The organism is Actinotalea soli (assembly GCF_017565425.1).
Classification (GTDB): Bacteria; Actinomycetota; Actinomycetes; order Actinomycetales; family Cellulomonadaceae; genus Actinotalea; species Actinotalea soli.
This window is the reverse complement of record NZ_JAGEMK010000001.1, coordinates 456,585-470,950: the sequence shown is the minus strand read 5'-3', so window position 1 is coordinate 470,950 and position 14,366 is coordinate 456,585. Positions and strand designations below refer to the sequence as shown.

General features: G+C 72.3%; 15 protein-coding genes. 7 read left to right on the top strand and 8 right to left on the bottom strand.

Annotated features, from left to right (window positions below; translation table 11 throughout):
- Positions 1-6 precede the first annotated feature (6 nt).
- Entirely contained in the window at positions 7-1,476 is a 1,470-nt protein-coding gene (gene yczR / locus J4G33_RS02190) for a MocR-like transcription factor YczR (protein WP_208054235.1), read from the bottom strand.
- 224 nt (positions 1,477-1,700) lie between these two features.
- Between yczR and yczE the strand changes: the two genes are divergently transcribed.
- The gene (gene yczE / locus J4G33_RS02185) at positions 1,701-2,339 is read left to right on the top strand and encodes a membrane protein YczE (RefSeq protein ID WP_307793679.1); all 639 of its coding nucleotides are present in this window, start codon (positions 1,701-1,703) and stop codon (positions 2,337-2,339) included.
- 14 nt (positions 2,340-2,353) lie between these two features.
- Here the strand turns inward: yczE and J4G33_RS02180 are convergent, their stop codons facing one another.
- Both J4G33_RS02180 and J4G33_RS02175 read right to left on the bottom strand, forming a co-directional pair.
- A complete protein-coding gene (locus J4G33_RS02180; protein ID WP_208054233.1) occupies positions 2,354-3,364 on the bottom strand; it encodes an aldo/keto reductase family protein in 1,011 nt (336 codons plus the stop codon).
- Between the two features lie 49 nt (positions 3,365-3,413).
- Entirely contained in the window at positions 3,414-4,013 is a 600-nt protein-coding gene (locus J4G33_RS02175) for a DUF3043 domain-containing protein (RefSeq protein ID WP_208054232.1), read from the bottom strand.
- A 39-nt stretch (positions 4,014-4,052) separates the two neighbouring features.
- On the opposite strand from J4G33_RS02175, the gene J4G33_RS02170 reads away from it, so the two are divergent.
- Positions 4,053-5,456 (top strand): dipeptidase, encoded by a 1,404-nt coding sequence (locus J4G33_RS02170; protein WP_307793678.1) that lies wholly within the window; start codon positions 4,053-4,055, stop codon positions 5,454-5,456.
- Here the strand turns inward: J4G33_RS02170 and J4G33_RS02165 are convergent.
- The 3 genes from J4G33_RS02165 to nadA form a co-directional block, all read right to left on the bottom strand.
- Positions 5,410-5,937, bottom strand: a complete 528-nt coding sequence (locus tag J4G33_RS02165) for an acyl-CoA thioesterase (protein ID WP_208054230.1) — start codon at positions 5,935-5,937, stop codon at positions 5,410-5,412. The genes J4G33_RS02170 and J4G33_RS02165 overlap by 47 nt on opposite strands.
- Positions 5,938-6,007: 70 nt before the next feature.
- Positions 6,008-6,607, bottom strand: a complete 600-nt coding sequence (locus tag J4G33_RS02160; RefSeq protein WP_208054229.1) for a DJ-1/PfpI family protein — start codon at positions 6,605-6,607, stop codon at positions 6,008-6,010.
- 1 nt (position 6,608) lies between these two features.
- Positions 6,609-7,823 (bottom strand): quinolinate synthase NadA, encoded by a 1,215-nt coding sequence (gene nadA, locus J4G33_RS02155; protein WP_307793677.1) that lies wholly within the window; start codon positions 7,821-7,823, stop codon positions 6,609-6,611.
- 77 nt (positions 7,824-7,900) lie between these two features.
- Between nadA and J4G33_RS02150 the strand changes: the two genes are divergently transcribed.
- Positions 7,901-9,091: a glycerate kinase family protein gene (locus tag J4G33_RS02150; protein ID WP_208054228.1), complete on the top strand. Its 1,191-nt coding sequence runs from the start codon at positions 7,901-7,903 to the stop codon at positions 9,089-9,091.
- Between the two features lie 88 nt (positions 9,092-9,179).
- The gene (locus J4G33_RS02145) at positions 9,180-9,530 is read left to right on the top strand and encodes a HesB/IscA family protein (protein ID WP_208054227.1); all 351 of its coding nucleotides are present in this window, start codon (positions 9,180-9,182) and stop codon (positions 9,528-9,530) included.
- An 86-nt stretch (positions 9,531-9,616) separates the two neighbouring features.
- Here J4G33_RS02145 and J4G33_RS02140 read toward each other — a convergent pair whose 3' ends face one another.
- The gene (locus tag J4G33_RS02140; protein ID WP_307793676.1) at positions 9,617-9,883 is read right to left on the bottom strand and encodes a sulfurtransferase TusA family protein; all 267 of its coding nucleotides are present in this window, start codon (positions 9,881-9,883) and stop codon (positions 9,617-9,619) included.
- Positions 9,880-11,076, bottom strand: a complete 1,197-nt coding sequence (locus J4G33_RS02135) for a cysteine desulfurase family protein (RefSeq protein WP_307793675.1) — start codon at positions 11,074-11,076, stop codon at positions 9,880-9,882. The genes J4G33_RS02140 and J4G33_RS02135 overlap by 4 nt, the downstream gene beginning before the upstream one ends.
- A gap of 166 nt (positions 11,077-11,242) precedes the next feature.
- On the opposite strand from J4G33_RS02135, the gene ctaC reads away from it, so the two are divergent.
- From ctaC to J4G33_RS02120, 3 genes are read left to right on the top strand one after another with little or no spacing between them, the layout of a single operon-like run.
- On the top strand, positions 11,243-12,133 hold the full coding sequence (gene ctaC / locus J4G33_RS02130; protein ID WP_243758365.1) for an aa3-type cytochrome oxidase subunit II: 891 nt from the start codon (positions 11,243-11,245) through the stop codon (positions 12,131-12,133).
- Positions 12,133-13,950, top strand: coding sequence for an aa3-type cytochrome oxidase subunit I (gene ctaD / locus J4G33_RS02125; RefSeq protein ID WP_208054225.1), 1,818 nt, complete (start codon positions 12,133-12,135; stop codon positions 13,948-13,950). Before ctaC ends, ctaD begins: the two co-directional genes overlap by 1 nt.
- Positions 13,947-14,345, top strand: a complete 399-nt coding sequence (locus J4G33_RS02120) for a cytochrome c oxidase subunit 4 (protein WP_208054224.1) — start codon at positions 13,947-13,949, stop codon at positions 14,343-14,345. The genes ctaD and J4G33_RS02120 overlap by 4 nt, the downstream gene beginning before the upstream one ends.
- Positions 14,346-14,366 lie beyond the last annotated feature (21 nt).

Here is a 14,366-nt window from a genome sequence, read left to right as displayed (position 1 = left end):
CACGTCCTAGATCACCGCGGCCCCGGTCCGGGCGAGCGCGCGTTCGTGGCCGGCGTCCCCGGCGAGGCCCAGCGTGGTCCACGCGTCGGCCAGCCTGGCCACTCCCCGCTCGATCACCTCGGGCTCCTGGCTGAACGTGAGCCGCAGGCGCGACTCCAGCGAGCCGTCGACCCCGAACGTGGGGCCGGGGACGATGCGCACCCCGTGCTGCAGAGCCACCGCAGCGAGGGCTGAGGAGACCGGTGCCCCGAGATCCGCCCACACCGACAGGCCGCCCTGAGGGCTCCTGACCTGCCACGGGAGGGAGCCGCGGACGGCGGCGAGCAGCGTGTCGCGCTGCGTGCGCAGCTGCGGTCGGCGGGCAGCGAGCACCTCCTCCTCGACGTCGATCAGCGCGCAGGTGACGAGCTGGTCGAGGAGGGCCGTGCTGATGTCATGGCGGGACCGCTCCGTCGCGAGCCGGGTCACGAGCTCGCGGGGTCCGCGTACCCAGCCCACGCGCAGGCCACCCCAGAACGTCTTGGACGCCGAGCCCACCGCGACCAGGTTCGCCCCGGCGGACGGGCCGCTGATGCTCGCCGGTCGCGGACCCTCGATGGTCAGGTCCGTCAGCGTCTCGTCGGCGACGACGAGCGTGCGGTGACGCCCGGCGATCTCCCGGACGTGCTGGCGCCCGGCGTCGTCCAGGCTCGTCCCGGTGGGGTTGTGGTGGTCGGGCGTCAGGTAGACCAGTCGAGGGGCCACCTGGCGGACGGTCGAGTCGAGGAGGTCGAGATCCAGTCCCGACGGGCCGACCGGGACCGGCACCGGGCGGGCCCCGGAGCCACGCACGGCCCCGACCGCGTTCGGGTAGCTGGGCTGCTCGATGACGACGCGGTCTCCGGGGCCGACCGTGACGGCAAGGAGAAGGCTGATGGCCTGCTGGGCGCCGTTGGTGACGAGGATCTGGTCCGCGGTGGTCGGCGTGCCGCGGGCGGTGTACCGCTCGGCGATCCGGGCGCGTAGCGCGAGCAGTCCCTGGTGCGTGTAGCCGTGCCCGGTGGTGTGGGCGGGGAGGGCCTCGAGGGCGCGCTCGACGGCGCCGTGGAGCTGGGGCGGTGCCGACGGGGCGGCGATGGTGAGGTCGACCGGACCGTCCTCGCTGCTGGCCGTCATGACGAGGCCGACGCCCCCGGCGGTGAGGCCCTCCGGCACGGTGGTCACGCTGCCCGAGCCTCGGCGCGTGGTGAGCAGACCGAGGTCACGCAGGCGCTGGTAGGCGGCGCCGGTCGTCGTGCGGGAGAGGCCGAGGGTCTGCGCGAGCTCTCGCTCGCTGGGCAGCCTGGTGCCCAGGGGGAGGGCGCCGTCGAGCACCGCGCGCCGGATCGCCTCGGCGAGGGCCGTGTAGCCGGGGCCGGCGGTGGGCAGGCGCCCCAGCACCCGGGCGAGCCCAGGGCCTGAGATGCGTCGGTCGATCGGTCCGGCCGCGTGACTCATGAGGCCACTATTCCTCAGGTGGCCATGGATCACCAGACCACATGACGCGAGCATGGGGCCATGATCCTCGTAGTGGTACTCCTGGTGGCCTGCTCACTGGTCGTGGCGCTGATCCTCGCGCTCGCTGCGGTCGTCCGAGGCGATGGCCACGGGCGGCGTCCTCCGCCCCCGTCGCACCTGGCGTGGGCAGCCGGGACCACCCTCGAGGACCTACGGTGAGGGTCGTGGAGCGTCCGGCAGCCCGTCTCACCCAGCTCGTCATCGGGCTGGTCCTGTACGCGGCATCGATCGCGATGCTCGTGCACGCCTCGCTCGGCAACATGCCGTGGGACGTGCTGAGCCAGGGCATCGGTCGCCGGCTGGGGTGGAGCCTGGGGACGGCGACGATCGTCGTCAGCCTCGCGGTCCTCGTCTGCTGGATCCCGCTGCGGCAGCGGCCCGGCATCGGGACCGTCGCGAACGTGCTGGTCATCGGCCTGCTCGTGGACCCGTTCCTGGCCCTGACGGCCCTGCTGGGTGACCTGCCCCTGTGGGGAGCGATCCTGATGACCGCTGGCGGGATCGTCGTCAACGGTGTCGCGACGGCCTGCTACATCGGGGCCCGTCTGGGGCCCGGCCCGCGGGACGGTCTGATGACGGGGCTGGTCGCCAGGACCGGCTGGCGGGTGCGGTGGGTCCGCTCCGGGATCGAGATCGGTGTGGTCGCGACCGGATGGGCCCTGGGCGGCACGGTCGGCCTCGGCACCCTCGCCTACGCCGTGTCCATCGGCTTCATCGTGCACCTGCTCCTGCCGCGGTTCACGGCCCTCTCCGGCCCGCGACCGGCCAGGACCACGGAGCCCGTGGCGCTGACCGGCCGCTGAGCCGGCGGCGAACCTCAGACCGGGCGGCCCGCAGGGGCGTTCTCGGCGGTCTTCCGCGCGTCGGTGACTGCGACCGCGGCGAGGGTCTCGTCGATCCGGGCCATGAGCTCGGCCGGGATCGTGACGCCCGAGGCGGCGACGTTCTCGTGGACCTGCTCGGGGCGCGACGCGCCGATGATCGCGGCCGCGACGTTCTCGTTCTGCAGCACCCATGCCACGGCGAGCTGGGCCATCGACAGGTCGAGCTCGGCCGCGACCGGGGTCAGCTGCTGCACGGCGCCCAGGACCTCGTCGTTCATGAACCGGTCGATCATCTGTGCCCCGCCCTTGGCGTCCGTCGCACGGGACCCCTCCGGCAGCGCCTCGCCCGGCTTGTACTTGCCGGTCAGGACGCCCTGCGCGATCGGCGACCAGACGATCTGGGAGACGCCCAGCTCTGCCGAGGTCGGTACGACCTCCCCCTCGATGACCCGCCACAGCATCGAGTACTGCGGCTGGTTCGAGATCAGCTGGACGCCGAGGTCCTTGGCCAGGGCGTGCCCCGCACGGATCTGGTCGGCGGTCCACTCCGAGACGCCGATGTAGAGCGCCTTGCCCTGCCGGACGACGTCGGCGAAGGCCTGCATCGTCTCCTCGAGCGGCGTCTCGGTGTCGAATCGGTGAGCCTGGTACAGGTCGACGTAGTCGGTGCCGAGGCGCTGCAGCGAGCCGTTGATCGACTCCATGATGTGCTTGCGGGAGAGCCCGACGTCGTTGGGTCCCTTGGGGCCGGTGGGCCAGTAGACCTTGGTGAAGATCTCGAGGGACTCGCGCCGCTGGCCTGCGAGCGCCTCGCCGAGGACGCTCTCGGCGACGGTGTTCGCGTAGACGTCGGCGGTGTCGAAGGTGGTGATGCCCGCGTCGAGGGCGGCGTGCACGCAGGCCGTGGCCGCGTCGTTCTCGACCTGGGAGCCGTGGGTGAGCCAGTTGCCGTAGGCGATCTCGGAGATCTTGAGGCCGCTGTTGCCGAGGTATCGATGCTTCATGCCCGCAGCCTATGCCTCACCTCGAAACGGTTCGACCGGGGAGGTGTCCTCAGACCGGGTACTCGCCGCGCTTGACCTGGGGGCGCGGCAGGCGGGTGCGGCGGATCTGGAAGGCGCGCAGCACGCCGTACATCAGTGATCCCCGCGGCACCTTGCCCTCGCCGAAGCGGGCGTTCAGCCGGCGCTTGAGGACCCGGGACAGGATGAAGGCGTCCGCGATGGTCACGACCACGACCAGGTACAGCACCATGATCACGACGATCCCGGCGGTGATGTTGTTGGCCGTCACGAAGGTCGAGAACACCATGACCAGCGCCACCGGGAGGAAGTACTCACCGAGGTTGCGGCGGGCGTCGACGTAGTCCCGGATCCACCGCTTGATCGGGCCGCGGTCGCGCAGCGGCAGGTTCTTCTCGTCCCCGGTCTGCATCGCCTTGTACTCGCGGTCCCGCTGCTCGCGGGCGGCTGCGCGCTGCGTCCGGGCCGCGGCCTTGCGGTCGGTCGGAACCAGGGGGCGCTTGCGCGCAGCCTCGGCGGTGCTGCGTCGAGGCGTGGGGCGCCCCTTCTTCTGGACCGTCCCGGGGACCTCGGTGGGCTCCTCAGGGGTCTCAGGGGTGGGCTCTGGGTTCGAACGGCGGCGGGAGAACACGGCCCCAGGGTAGTCGAGCCCGCCGGTAGCGTGGACGTCGTGAACAGCACACCAGACGACCAGCACCAGACCGACGTCCTGCGCGCCCGGGTGCGTGAGGCATTCCCTGCCCTGCGACGTGACCTCGAGGACCTCGTGCGCATCCCGAGCGTCTCGAGCGCGGCCTTCGACCAGGCTCACGTGCGGCGCAGCGCGGAGGCCGTCGCGTCCCTGCTCGAGGGCGCAGGGCTGCCCGAGGTCCAGGTGCTCACCTCGACCGGTGCCGACGGGCGGCAGAGCGCGCCGGCTGTCGTCGCCCGGAGGCCCGCGGCCGCCGGGGCGCCCACGGTGCTGCTGTACGCGCACCACGACGTGCAGCCCCCCGGTGCCGACTCCGCGTGGACGACGCCGCCCTTCGAGCCCGTCGAGCGCGAGGGCAGGCTCTACGGGCGCGGCGCCGCGGACGACAAGGCCGGGGTCGTGGCCCACCTGGGTGCCCTGCGGGTGCTGGCCGACGAGTTGGCCGTCGGTGTCACGGTCTTCGTCGAGGGGGAGGAGGAGGTCGGCTCGCCCAGCTTCACCGACTTCCTGGCCCAGTACCGCGACCTGCTCGAGGCCGACGTGATCGTGGTGGCGGACTCGACCAACTGGCGCATCGGCATCCCCGCCCTCACCACGAGCCTGCGCGGGCTCGTCGACTGCGAGGTCGAGGTCGCCGTGCTGGAGCACGCGGTCCATTCCGGGATGTTCGGCGGTCCGATCCTCGACGCCCCGACCTTGCTCGCCCGCCTCCTCGCCACCCTGCACGACGACGCCGGGGACGTCGCCGTCGCAGGCCTCGCGGCCGCTCCCGAGCCCACGGTCGACTACGAGGAGGCGGACCTGCGTGCGGATGCCTCGGTGCTCCCCGGGGTCCGGCTCGCGGGGACCGGGACCCTGACCGGGCGGCTGTGGACGAAGCCGGCGCTGTCGGTCATCGGGATCGACGCGACCTCGGTGGCCGAGGCCTCGAACACCCTCGCGCCGCGGGCCCGGGCCAAGCTCTCGCTGCGGATCCCGCCGGGCCAGGACCCCGCCGAGGCCGCTGCAGCCCTGCGCGCCCACCTCGAGGGGCACGCACCGTTCGGCGCCCGGGTCACGGTGCACGACGGCGAGCTCGGCAAGCCGTTCCAGGCGCCGACCGACTCGGTCGCGATGCAGGTGGCTCGGCGGGCCTTCGCCGATGCCTGGGCCACGGAGCCGGTAGACATCGGCGTCGGTGGCTCGATCCCCTTCATCGCCGACCTGCTCGAGGTGTACCCGCACGCGGCGATCCTGGTGACGGGCGTCGAGGACCCGGACTCCCGCGCCCACGGAGCTGACGAGTCGGTGCACCTGGCCGAGCTGGAGAAGGTCGTGCTGGCCGAGGCCCTCCTGCTCAGCCGCCTCGGTGGGCCACGTCGACCGACCGAGCCCACGCCATGAGGTCCTCGGGGAGCTGAGGGCTCTCCGTGCCCCCGAGGAGGGCCGCGACCTCGGGGGCAGGGACCCTCTCGCCCGAGCGGGCGAGGAAGCGCCCCGCCACGAGCCCCCGTGCCACCGGCTCCTCGCCGCGCAGGAAGGCCTGCTCGAGGTACACCACCCGCTGGTCCCAGCCCAGGACGCGGGTGCGGATCTCGAAGCGGTCGCCCAGCTGGAGCGAGCGACGGTACGTCATGGTCGAGGCGGCGACCACCGGGTACCACCGCGCACGACGCAGGAGCCCGACGGCGCCGAGGTCCGCGAGGAGGTTGCTGCGGGCCACGTCCATCATCTGCAGGTACACGCCGTTGTTGACGTGCAGGTAGAAGTCGAGGTCTCCCGGACGCACGCGCATCCGCGTGACCGAGACGTCGAGGATCCCCAGCCCGGGCACCGCCCGGCGCGGGCGGGTGGTCGCGAGGGTCAGCTGGAGCTGTCGAGTCATCCCGGGAGGGTACCCAGGCGAGGCTCGTCCTGGACCACGGAGATCGGTGGCCCGGCTCGGGCCGCGAGGGTCAGACGGGCGGAGCGGGGTCGTACTGGATCGCGCGTCGCACCTCGCGTGCGACCTCGACCGACTCCAGGCGCGCGACGAGGTGCAGGGCCATGTCGATCCCGGCCGAGACCCCTGCCGAGGTCACGACGTCGCCGTCGTCCACGAACCGGGCCTCGGTGTCGATCAGCACGCTCGGGTCGATCCTCGCGAGCTCGTCGAAGGCCTTCCAGTACGTCGTGGCGGGGCGTCCTGCGAGCAGGCCGGCCGCAGCGTAGGCCAGGGCCCCGGTGCACACGCTGGCCATGAGGGGCGTCGTCGCCCGCACGGCGCGCAACCATGCCAGGTGGTCGGCCTCCTCGACGAGGCGGCGGGTGCCGTCCCCACCGGGGTGCACCAGGACGTGCATCGGGCCGAGGTCCTCGCGCGCGGCGTCGGGGACCATGCGGAGGCCCTTGGCGAGGCGCACCCCGGCACCGTCGTGCGAGAAGGTCGTGACCGTCGGGCGCAGCGACGAGAGCTCGGCCCAGGCCGAGAGCACCTCGTACGGGCCGACCACGTCGAGCTCCTCGGCCCCGTCGAAGACGAGGACGCCGAGGCAGAGCGGGCTCTCGGTCGGCACCTCAGAGCCCCGGGAGCGCCAGCATCTGGTCCAGGGCCACGCGGGCCCAGTGGGCGTCGTCCGGATCGACGACGATGCGGTTGACCGTCCGTCCCGCGACCAGCGACTCCATGGCCCAGACGAGGTGCGGCAGGTCGATGCGGTTCATCGTCGAGCAGAAGCACACCGTGGAGTCCAGGTAGTGCACGTCCAGCTCGGGGTGCTGGGCCGCGAGCCTGCGCACCAGGTTGAGCTCGGTGCCGATGGCCCAGGAGGAGCCCGGCTCGGCCCCGTCGAGGGCGCGGATGATGAACTCGGTCGAGCCGACCAGGTCCGCGCTCGTGACCACCTCGTGCTTGCACTCGGGGTGCACCAGGACGTTGACCCCCGGCACCCGCTCCCGCACGTCCGTCACGTTCTGCGCCGAGAAGCGCCCGTGCACCGAGCAGTGCCCGCGCCACAGGATCATGCGCGCGTTCTCGAGCTCGGCCTGGCTCAGGCCGCCACCGGGCCGACGCGGGTCGAAGACGACGCAGTCCTCGAGGGCGAGTCCGAGCTCGAGGACCGCCGTGTTCCGCCCCAGGTGCTGGTCGGGCATGAAGAGCACCTTGCCGTCCCCGTCGACCCCGCCCACCTGGTCGAAGGCCCAGCGGAGCGCGACCTGCGCGTTGGACGAGGTGCACACCGTGCCCCCGTGCCGACCGGTGAAGGCCTTGATGGCAGCGGTGGAGTTCATGTAGGTGACGGGCAGGGTCCGGTCGGCGATCCCGGCGTCGGCCAGGACCTCCCAGGCCTCCTCGACCTGGTCGATCGCTGCCATGTCGGCCATCGAGCAGCCTGCCGCGAGGTCGGGCAGCACGACGGACTGGTTCGCGTGGGTCAGGATGTCCGCCGACTCGGCCATGAAGTGCACGCCGCAGAAGAGGATGAACTCGGCCTCGGGGCGGGCGGCCGCCTCGCGGGCGAGCTTGAACGAGTCACCGGTCACGTCGGCGAAGTCGATGACCTCGTCCCGCTGGTAGTGGTGGCCGAGGACGAACGCCCTGTCGCCGAGGGCCGCCCGGGCGGCGCGCGCCCGGGCGACCAGGTCGGGATCGCTCGGGGCCGGGAGGTCACCGGGGCACTCGACACCTCGCTCGGAGGCGAGGTCCCGGGGGGTGCCGAGGAGCTCCAGGACTGCCGAGGGTGCGGGCTCGGCGAAGCCGGGGGAGGGCGGAGGAGGGGCGACGGCGCTCACCCCACGATGATCCCACACGGTGCCCGCCGAGCCCACGTCGTCGGCCCTACCCGGGCGGGCTGGGGCAGGATGGCGAGGTGCGCATCCTCGTGGCCCCCGACTGCTTCACCGGCACCCTGACGGCCCCGCAGGCCGCCGAGGCGATGGCTGAGGGCTGGAGGCGCGGCGCCCCGCACGACGAGATCGCGCTGCTCCCGCTGGCCGACGGAGGTCCCGGTTTCCTCGAGGCGGTGCGCCGAGGGCTGGGCGGTGAGCTCGTCCCGACCACGGTCCCCGGCCCTCTCGGCGAGCCGGCACCGGCCGCGGTCCTGCTGGTCGAGGGGGAGCGCGGGCGGACCGCGTACGTCGAGTCCGCGCACGCGATCGGCCTGCACCTCGTGCCCCCGGGCCGGCGTGACCCGGGGCGCACGTCCTCCTACGGGCTCGGCCTCCTGCTGCGGGCCGCGATCGACCTCGACGTCTCCCGCGTCGTGGTCGGTCTCGGGGGCTCGGCCACCAACGACGCCGGCGCAGGGCTCCTCGCAGGCCTGGGCCTCGGTGCCGCGACGCTGCGGGACGGGGGGGAGGCGCTTGCCCGCGCCGTGCCCGAGGACCTCGCCGGGCTGCACGCCCTCCGCGGCGAGCTCGCCGGCATCGACCTCGTCATCGCGACCGACGTCGACGTGCCCCTGCTCGGGCTGCACGGCGCCAGCGCTGGCTTCGCCCAGCAGAAGGGCGCCGACCCCGAGCAGGCCCAGCGGCTCGAGCGGGCCCTCGGGCACTGGGCACAGGTGGTCGCCGGCGTGGCGGCCGAGGAGGCCCCGCGACCCAGCCTGCTGGCCCCCGCCACCGGGAGCTCTGCGGCGCGCGAGGCCTTCCGCTCCCTCACGCAGCTGCCCGGCTCGGGGGCAGCCGGCGGTGCGGGCTTCGCCCTCGCGCTGCTGGGTGGCCGCGTGCTGCCCGGGGCGCGGGTCGTGGCCGAGGCGGTCGGGCTGGGTGCTCGTCTCGCCGAGAGCGACCTCGTGCTCACGGGGGAGGGGACCCTCGACTGGCAGTCCCTGCACGGCAAGGTCGTCGCTGCGGTCGCCGCCGAGGGGCTCGAGCACGCGGTCCCCGTCGTCGCCGTGGCCGGTCAGGTGGCCATCGGTCGACGGGAGTGGGGTGCGGCCGGCCTCGCCGGCGTCTACGCGCTCGCCGAGCGACCCGAGGAGCTGGCCCGGGCGCTGGCCGCCCCGGCCGAGTCCCTCGTGGCCCGTGTGGCCCGGGTGGCCCGGACCTGGTCCCGCTGAGGGGCGTAGGCTGGACGGGAACATGGCGGCACCCGACGGTGTTGCCATCGACGGACTGTGCAAGCCCCCGAGAGCCACCGGAGACACCATGAGCGAGACCACGGAGACCGCGACCCACGGGGTCGAGCTGAGCGACGTCGCCGCGGGCAAGGTGCGCACCCTGCTCGAGCAGGAGGGCCGCGACGACCTGCGGCTGCGCGTCGCCGTGCAGCCCGGGGGCTGCTCGGGCCTCATCTACCAGCTCTACTTCGACGAGCGGGTCCTCGACGGCGACGCGCTGCGGGACTACGACGGCGTCGAGGTCGTCGTCGACCGCATGAGCGTCCCGTACCTCGACGGCGCCAAGATCGACTTCGCCGACACCATCGAGAAGCAGGGCTTCACGATCGACAACCCCAACGCAGGCAGCTCGTGCGCCTGCGGGGGCTCCTTCGCCTGACCTCCACGGGTCCCCCGGACCCGTGACGCCGCAGGGCCGGTGCCTCAGGGTGCCGGCCCTGCGGCGTGCCAGCGGCCGGGTGCGGCTCAGCCGGGGCCCAGGCGCACCAGTGTGGCGCCCGAGGGCTCGTCAGCGAGGGCGTCCGGTCCTGCCTCGCCCGACGCGGGCTGAGGGAGCCTGGTCTCGAGGACGGTGTGCCCGCGCATGCGGGCCCAGGCGGGGATGTCGTGCTCTGCCGCGGGGTCGGTCCAGCGGACCAGGACCTCGTCACCCGGGTTGGCGTCCCGCGCGAGGGACGCCAGGCGGATCACGGGCAGGGGGCAGCGCAGGCCCCGGGCGTCGACGACGATCACAGGCCCTGGACGCCGAGGGACCGACGCACCTGAGCCACGGCCTCGGGCAGCTCGTCGGCGAAGCGGTCCACCTCGGCCTCGGTGACCTCGCGCGAGAGCGTCACCCGCACGTTCCCGTGGGTCAGCGCGCCCATGGCGGCCAGCACGTGGCTCGGCTCGAGGGAGCTCGAGGTGCACGCCGACCCGGACCCGACGGCGAAGCCGCGGCGGTCGAGCTCGGTCACGAGGGCCTCGCCGTCGACGTAGAGGCAGGAGAACGTGGCCACGTGCGGGAGCCTGTCCTCGGGATCGCCGACCACGTCCACGTCGGGCACCCTCTGTGCGACCTGGTCGCGGAGCCGACCGATCAGCCTCCGGCGGCGCTGCTCGGCCTCCTCCTGGTCCGCGAGCGTGGCGCGGAGGGCGGCCGCAGCGCCGAGGGCCGCCGGGACCGGGACACCGCCGGGGAACCACCGGTCCTCGTCCTCCGGCCAGTCGGGGGCCATCCGTACGCGGGTGCGGACCGCCAGGACGCCGAGGGGCGACGGGGCTCCCCAGTCTCCGGCATCGGCCACGACCGCGTCCCAGGCCGGCGGAATCCCATGGTGGCCCAGGCTCGACCCTGCGTCGACCAGGAGCGGGACCCCGGCGGCCTGCGTCGCGTCGTACGCGGCGGTCAGCGGCTGCACCGTCCCGACCTCGCCGTTGGCATGCTGGAGGACGGCGAGAGCGACTCCTGGGAGACCGACGGCCGCGCGCCACGCCTCGAGGTCCACCCGACCGACCCGGTCGACCGGTACCGGTGCACCAGGGTGCGCGGCGGCCTCCTCGCTCCTCGCGTGCCCTGGGCGCGCAGGTCGGGTCCACGAGCCGTGGCGCTCGGCGACGAGCTGCGCACCCGCGTGCAGGGCGGCGCGCTCGACGGCCGAGAGCACGATGCCGCTGCCCGCCCGCCGACGACCACGGGCGATCCCGAGGAGACCGTGCTGGAGGGCCACGGTGTGCGAGGGGCCCAGGTGCACCTCCTCCGGCCGGCACGCGAGGCCCTCGGCGAAGACCTCACGCGCTGCGTCGAGGAGCATCCGCGCGCGCCGTCCCTCCGCGTGCAGCCTGCGCGGGTCGGCCCAGCCCTCGTCGAGGGCAGCGGTCTGGGCGGCGAGCCCCGCCGGGTGGAGGGGAGCCCGCCCACCGGCGTCCAGGTAGGTGCGCTTCACCCTGGCCACGCTAGCCGCCTGCGCCACGACCGCCTGGCCACGCCCGGGACCCGGCCCGGCGCGGACGACGGCGATCTGCACGCTAGGCTGCAGGGGTCGAGGACGAAAGTCCCACGGTGCGGCGCGCGTAGCGGTGCCCATCGGGGCGCGTACATGAGAGGCACCCTTGGACGTGCAGAACCCCGGCCGCAAGCGGTCCACCGCCGCGCGGCTCGCCGCGACCGCCGTGATCGTCGCGCTCACCACCACCGCCTGCTCGGCGGGCGAGGTGAGCCGCGGCTGGATGCCCGGCTACGACGACGGCCAGCAGGTCACCAACATGACCGAGCGCATCACGAACCTGTGGACCGGGTCGTGGATCGCCGCGCTCATCGTGGGGGCCATCACCTGGGGCCTGATCATCTGGTGCGTCGCCGTCTACCGGAAGCGCAAGGACGACGACACCCTCCCGGTGCAGCTCCGCTACCACGTCCCGCTCGAGATCATGTACGTGATCCTCCCGATCCTCATGGTCGGCGTGCTGTTCTTCTTCACGGCGCGTGACATGGACGCGATCGAGGACACCGACGCGGACCCCGACGTGGTCGTCCAGGTCTACGGCAAGCAGTGGAGCTGGGACTTCAACTACGTCGACGAGGACGTCTACGACACCGGCGTCCACGTGATCGACATCGGCGAGCCGGGCAACCCCGAGCGGCTGCCGACCCTCTACCTGCCGGTCGACGAGCGGGTCGAGTTCGAGCTCAGGTCCCGCGACGTCATCCACTCGTTCTGGGTCCCTGCCTTCCTCTACAAGAAGGACATGTTCCCCGGTAACCACATCAACACCTTCCAGGTGGTCCCGACGCGTGAGGGGGTCTACGCCGGCAAGTGTGCCGAGCTGTGCGGCCAGCACCACGCAGGGATGCTCTTCAACGTCGCGGTCGTCTCGCGCGAGGAGTACGACGCCCACATCGAGAGCCTGCGGGCCGCCGGGCAGACCGGCCAGCTGGGCCCCGAGCTCGACCGTCAGCAGACCCGCGGGGACGACAACGCCACTGCGGCAGGAGAGGGCTGATGGCCACGCAGACCGTACGCCGCGAGGGAAAGAGCCTCGGGACCTCGATCGTCGAGTGGATCACCACGACCGATCACAAGAAGATCGGGTACCTGTACCTGATCACCTCGTTCATCTTCTTCTGCATCGCCGGTCTCATGGCGCTGGTGATCCGGGCCGAGCTCTTCGAGCCGGGGATCCAGTTCGTCCAGAGCAAGGAGCAGTACAACCAGCTCTTCACGATGCACGGCACGATCATGCTGCTGCTCTTCGCGACGCCTCTCTTCGCCGGGTTCGCCAACGTGCTCGTCCCGCTGCAGATCGGTGCGCCGGACGTCTCCTTCCCTCGGCTGAACTCCTTCGCCTACTGGCTGTACCTCTTCGGCGGGCTGATCGTCGTGGCGGGCTTCCTGACCCCCCAGGGGGCGGCCTCCTTCGGCTGGTTCGCGTACGCCCCGCTGTCGAGCTCGACGTTCTCCCCGGGGCTGGGCGGTGATCTCTGGGTCTTCGGCCTCGCTCTGACCGGGTTCGGCACCATCTTGGGCGCGGTGAACTTCATCACCACGATCATCACGATGCGTGCGCCGGGCATGACGATGTTCCGGATGCCCCTGTTCACCTGGAACACGCTGGTCACCAGCCTTCTCGTGCTCATGGCCTTCCCGCCGCTCGCGGCGGCGCTGTTCGCCCTCGGCGCGGACCGCCGCCTCGGTGCGCAGGTCTTCAACCCGGAGCACGGCGGCGCCATCCTGTGGCAGCACCTGTTCTGGTTCTTCGGCCACCCCGAGGTCTACATCATCGCCCTGCCGTTCTTCGGGATCATCAGCGAGATCCTGCCGGTCTTCAGCCGCAAGCCGATCTTCGGCTACAAGGGCCTGGTCTACGCGACGATCGCGATCGCGGCTCTCTCCGTCACCGTGTGGGCCCACCACATGTACGTGACGGGCGCGGTCCTGCTGCCCTTCTTCGCCCTGATGACGATGCTCATCGCGGTGCCGACCGGTGTGAAGTACTTCAACTGGATCGGCACGATGTGGCGCGGGAAGCTCACCTTCGAGACGCCCATGCTCTGGTCGATCGGCTTCTTGGTGACCTTCCTCTTCGGTGGCCTGACCGGCATCATCCTGTCGAGCCCGGCACTGGACTTCCACGTCTCGGACACCTACTTCGTCGTCGCGCACTTCCACTACGTGGTCTTCGGGACCGTCGTCTTCGCGATGTTCGCGGGCTTCTACTTCTGGTGGCCCAAGTTCACCGGGACGATGCTCGACGAGCGCCTGGGCAAGTGGCACTTCTGGACGCTCTTCTTCGGGTTCCACGGGACCTTCCTCGTCCAGCACTGGCTCGGTGTCGAGGGGATGCCCCGGCGGTACGCGGACTACATGCCTGAGGACGGCTTCACCTGGATGAACCAGCTGTCGACCGTGGGCTCGGTGCTGCTCGCGGCCTCGACGCTGCCCTTCCTCTGGAACGTCTACGTGACCTGGCGCAAGGCTCCCAAGGTGACCGTCGACGACCCGTGGGGCTACGGGAACTCCCTGGAGTGGGCGACGTCCTGCCCGCCGCCGCGGCACAACTTCACGTCGCTGCCGCGCATCCGGTCCGAGCGCCCGGCCTTCGACCTGCACCACCCCGAGGTGGCGGCGATGGACCACGTGGAGCCCGACGCCGGCGTCCTGGACTGGGAGGCGGATCGCCGTGGGCAGACCTCGGCGGCCGCCGAGCGCCTCGCGAGCGGGGACGCCGAGCCTGAGCAGTCCTCCTCGACGATCGTCGACGACGGCCGCGGGCCGCGACCTGACGGCGAGGGTGACCACACCGAGGAGGAGAAGCGATGAAGTTCGAGGCCCGTCTCTTTCTCTACCTCACGCCGTTCTTCATCGTGGTCGGGGTGATCTACGGCTTCTGGAGCAGCTGGGAAGCGGTCGGCTCCGTGGGGCTCCTGCTGGTCGGCGGCCTCGTCGGCATGGTCGGTGCGTATCTGGCCCTCGTCGCCCGGCGGATCGACCCTCGGCCCGAGGACGACGCCTTCGGCGAGATCGAGCAGGGAGCCGGCGAGCAAGGTGTCTTCAGCCCCGGGAGCTGGTGGCCGATCGTCATCGGCGGTGCCTCGGCCGTGTGCTTCGCCGGGATGGCTGTCGGCTGGTGGCTCTTCTACATCGGGGCGGCCGTCGCCGTGATCGGCCTGGTCGGGTGGATCTTCGAGTTCTCCCGCGGGCAGCACGCGCACTGACGACGCAGCGCTCTGACCCGG

Excerpts from the sequence above, each read along its gene's own strand:
- yczR (WP_208054235.1), bottom strand. The coding sequence starts at position 1,476 with ATGAGTCACGCGGCCGGACCGATCGACCGACGCATCTCAGGCCCTGGG.
- J4G33_RS02180 (WP_208054233.1), bottom strand. The coding sequence starts at position 3,364 with ATGAAGCATCGATACCTCGGCAACAGCGGCCTCAAGATCTCCGAGATC.
- J4G33_RS02165 (WP_208054230.1), bottom strand. The coding sequence starts at position 5,937 with ATGACTCGACAGCTCCAGCTGACCCTCGCGACCACCCGCCCGCGCCGG.
- J4G33_RS02145 (WP_208054227.1), top strand. The coding sequence starts at position 9,180 with ATGAGCGAGACCACGGAGACCGCGACCCACGGGGTCGAGCTGAGCGAC.
- ctaD (WP_208054225.1), top strand. The coding sequence starts at position 12,133 with ATGGCCACGCAGACCGTACGCCGCGAGGGAAAGAGCCTCGGGACCTCG.
- J4G33_RS02120 (WP_208054224.1), top strand. The coding sequence starts at position 13,947 with ATGAAGTTCGAGGCCCGTCTCTTTCTCTACCTCACGCCGTTCTTCATC.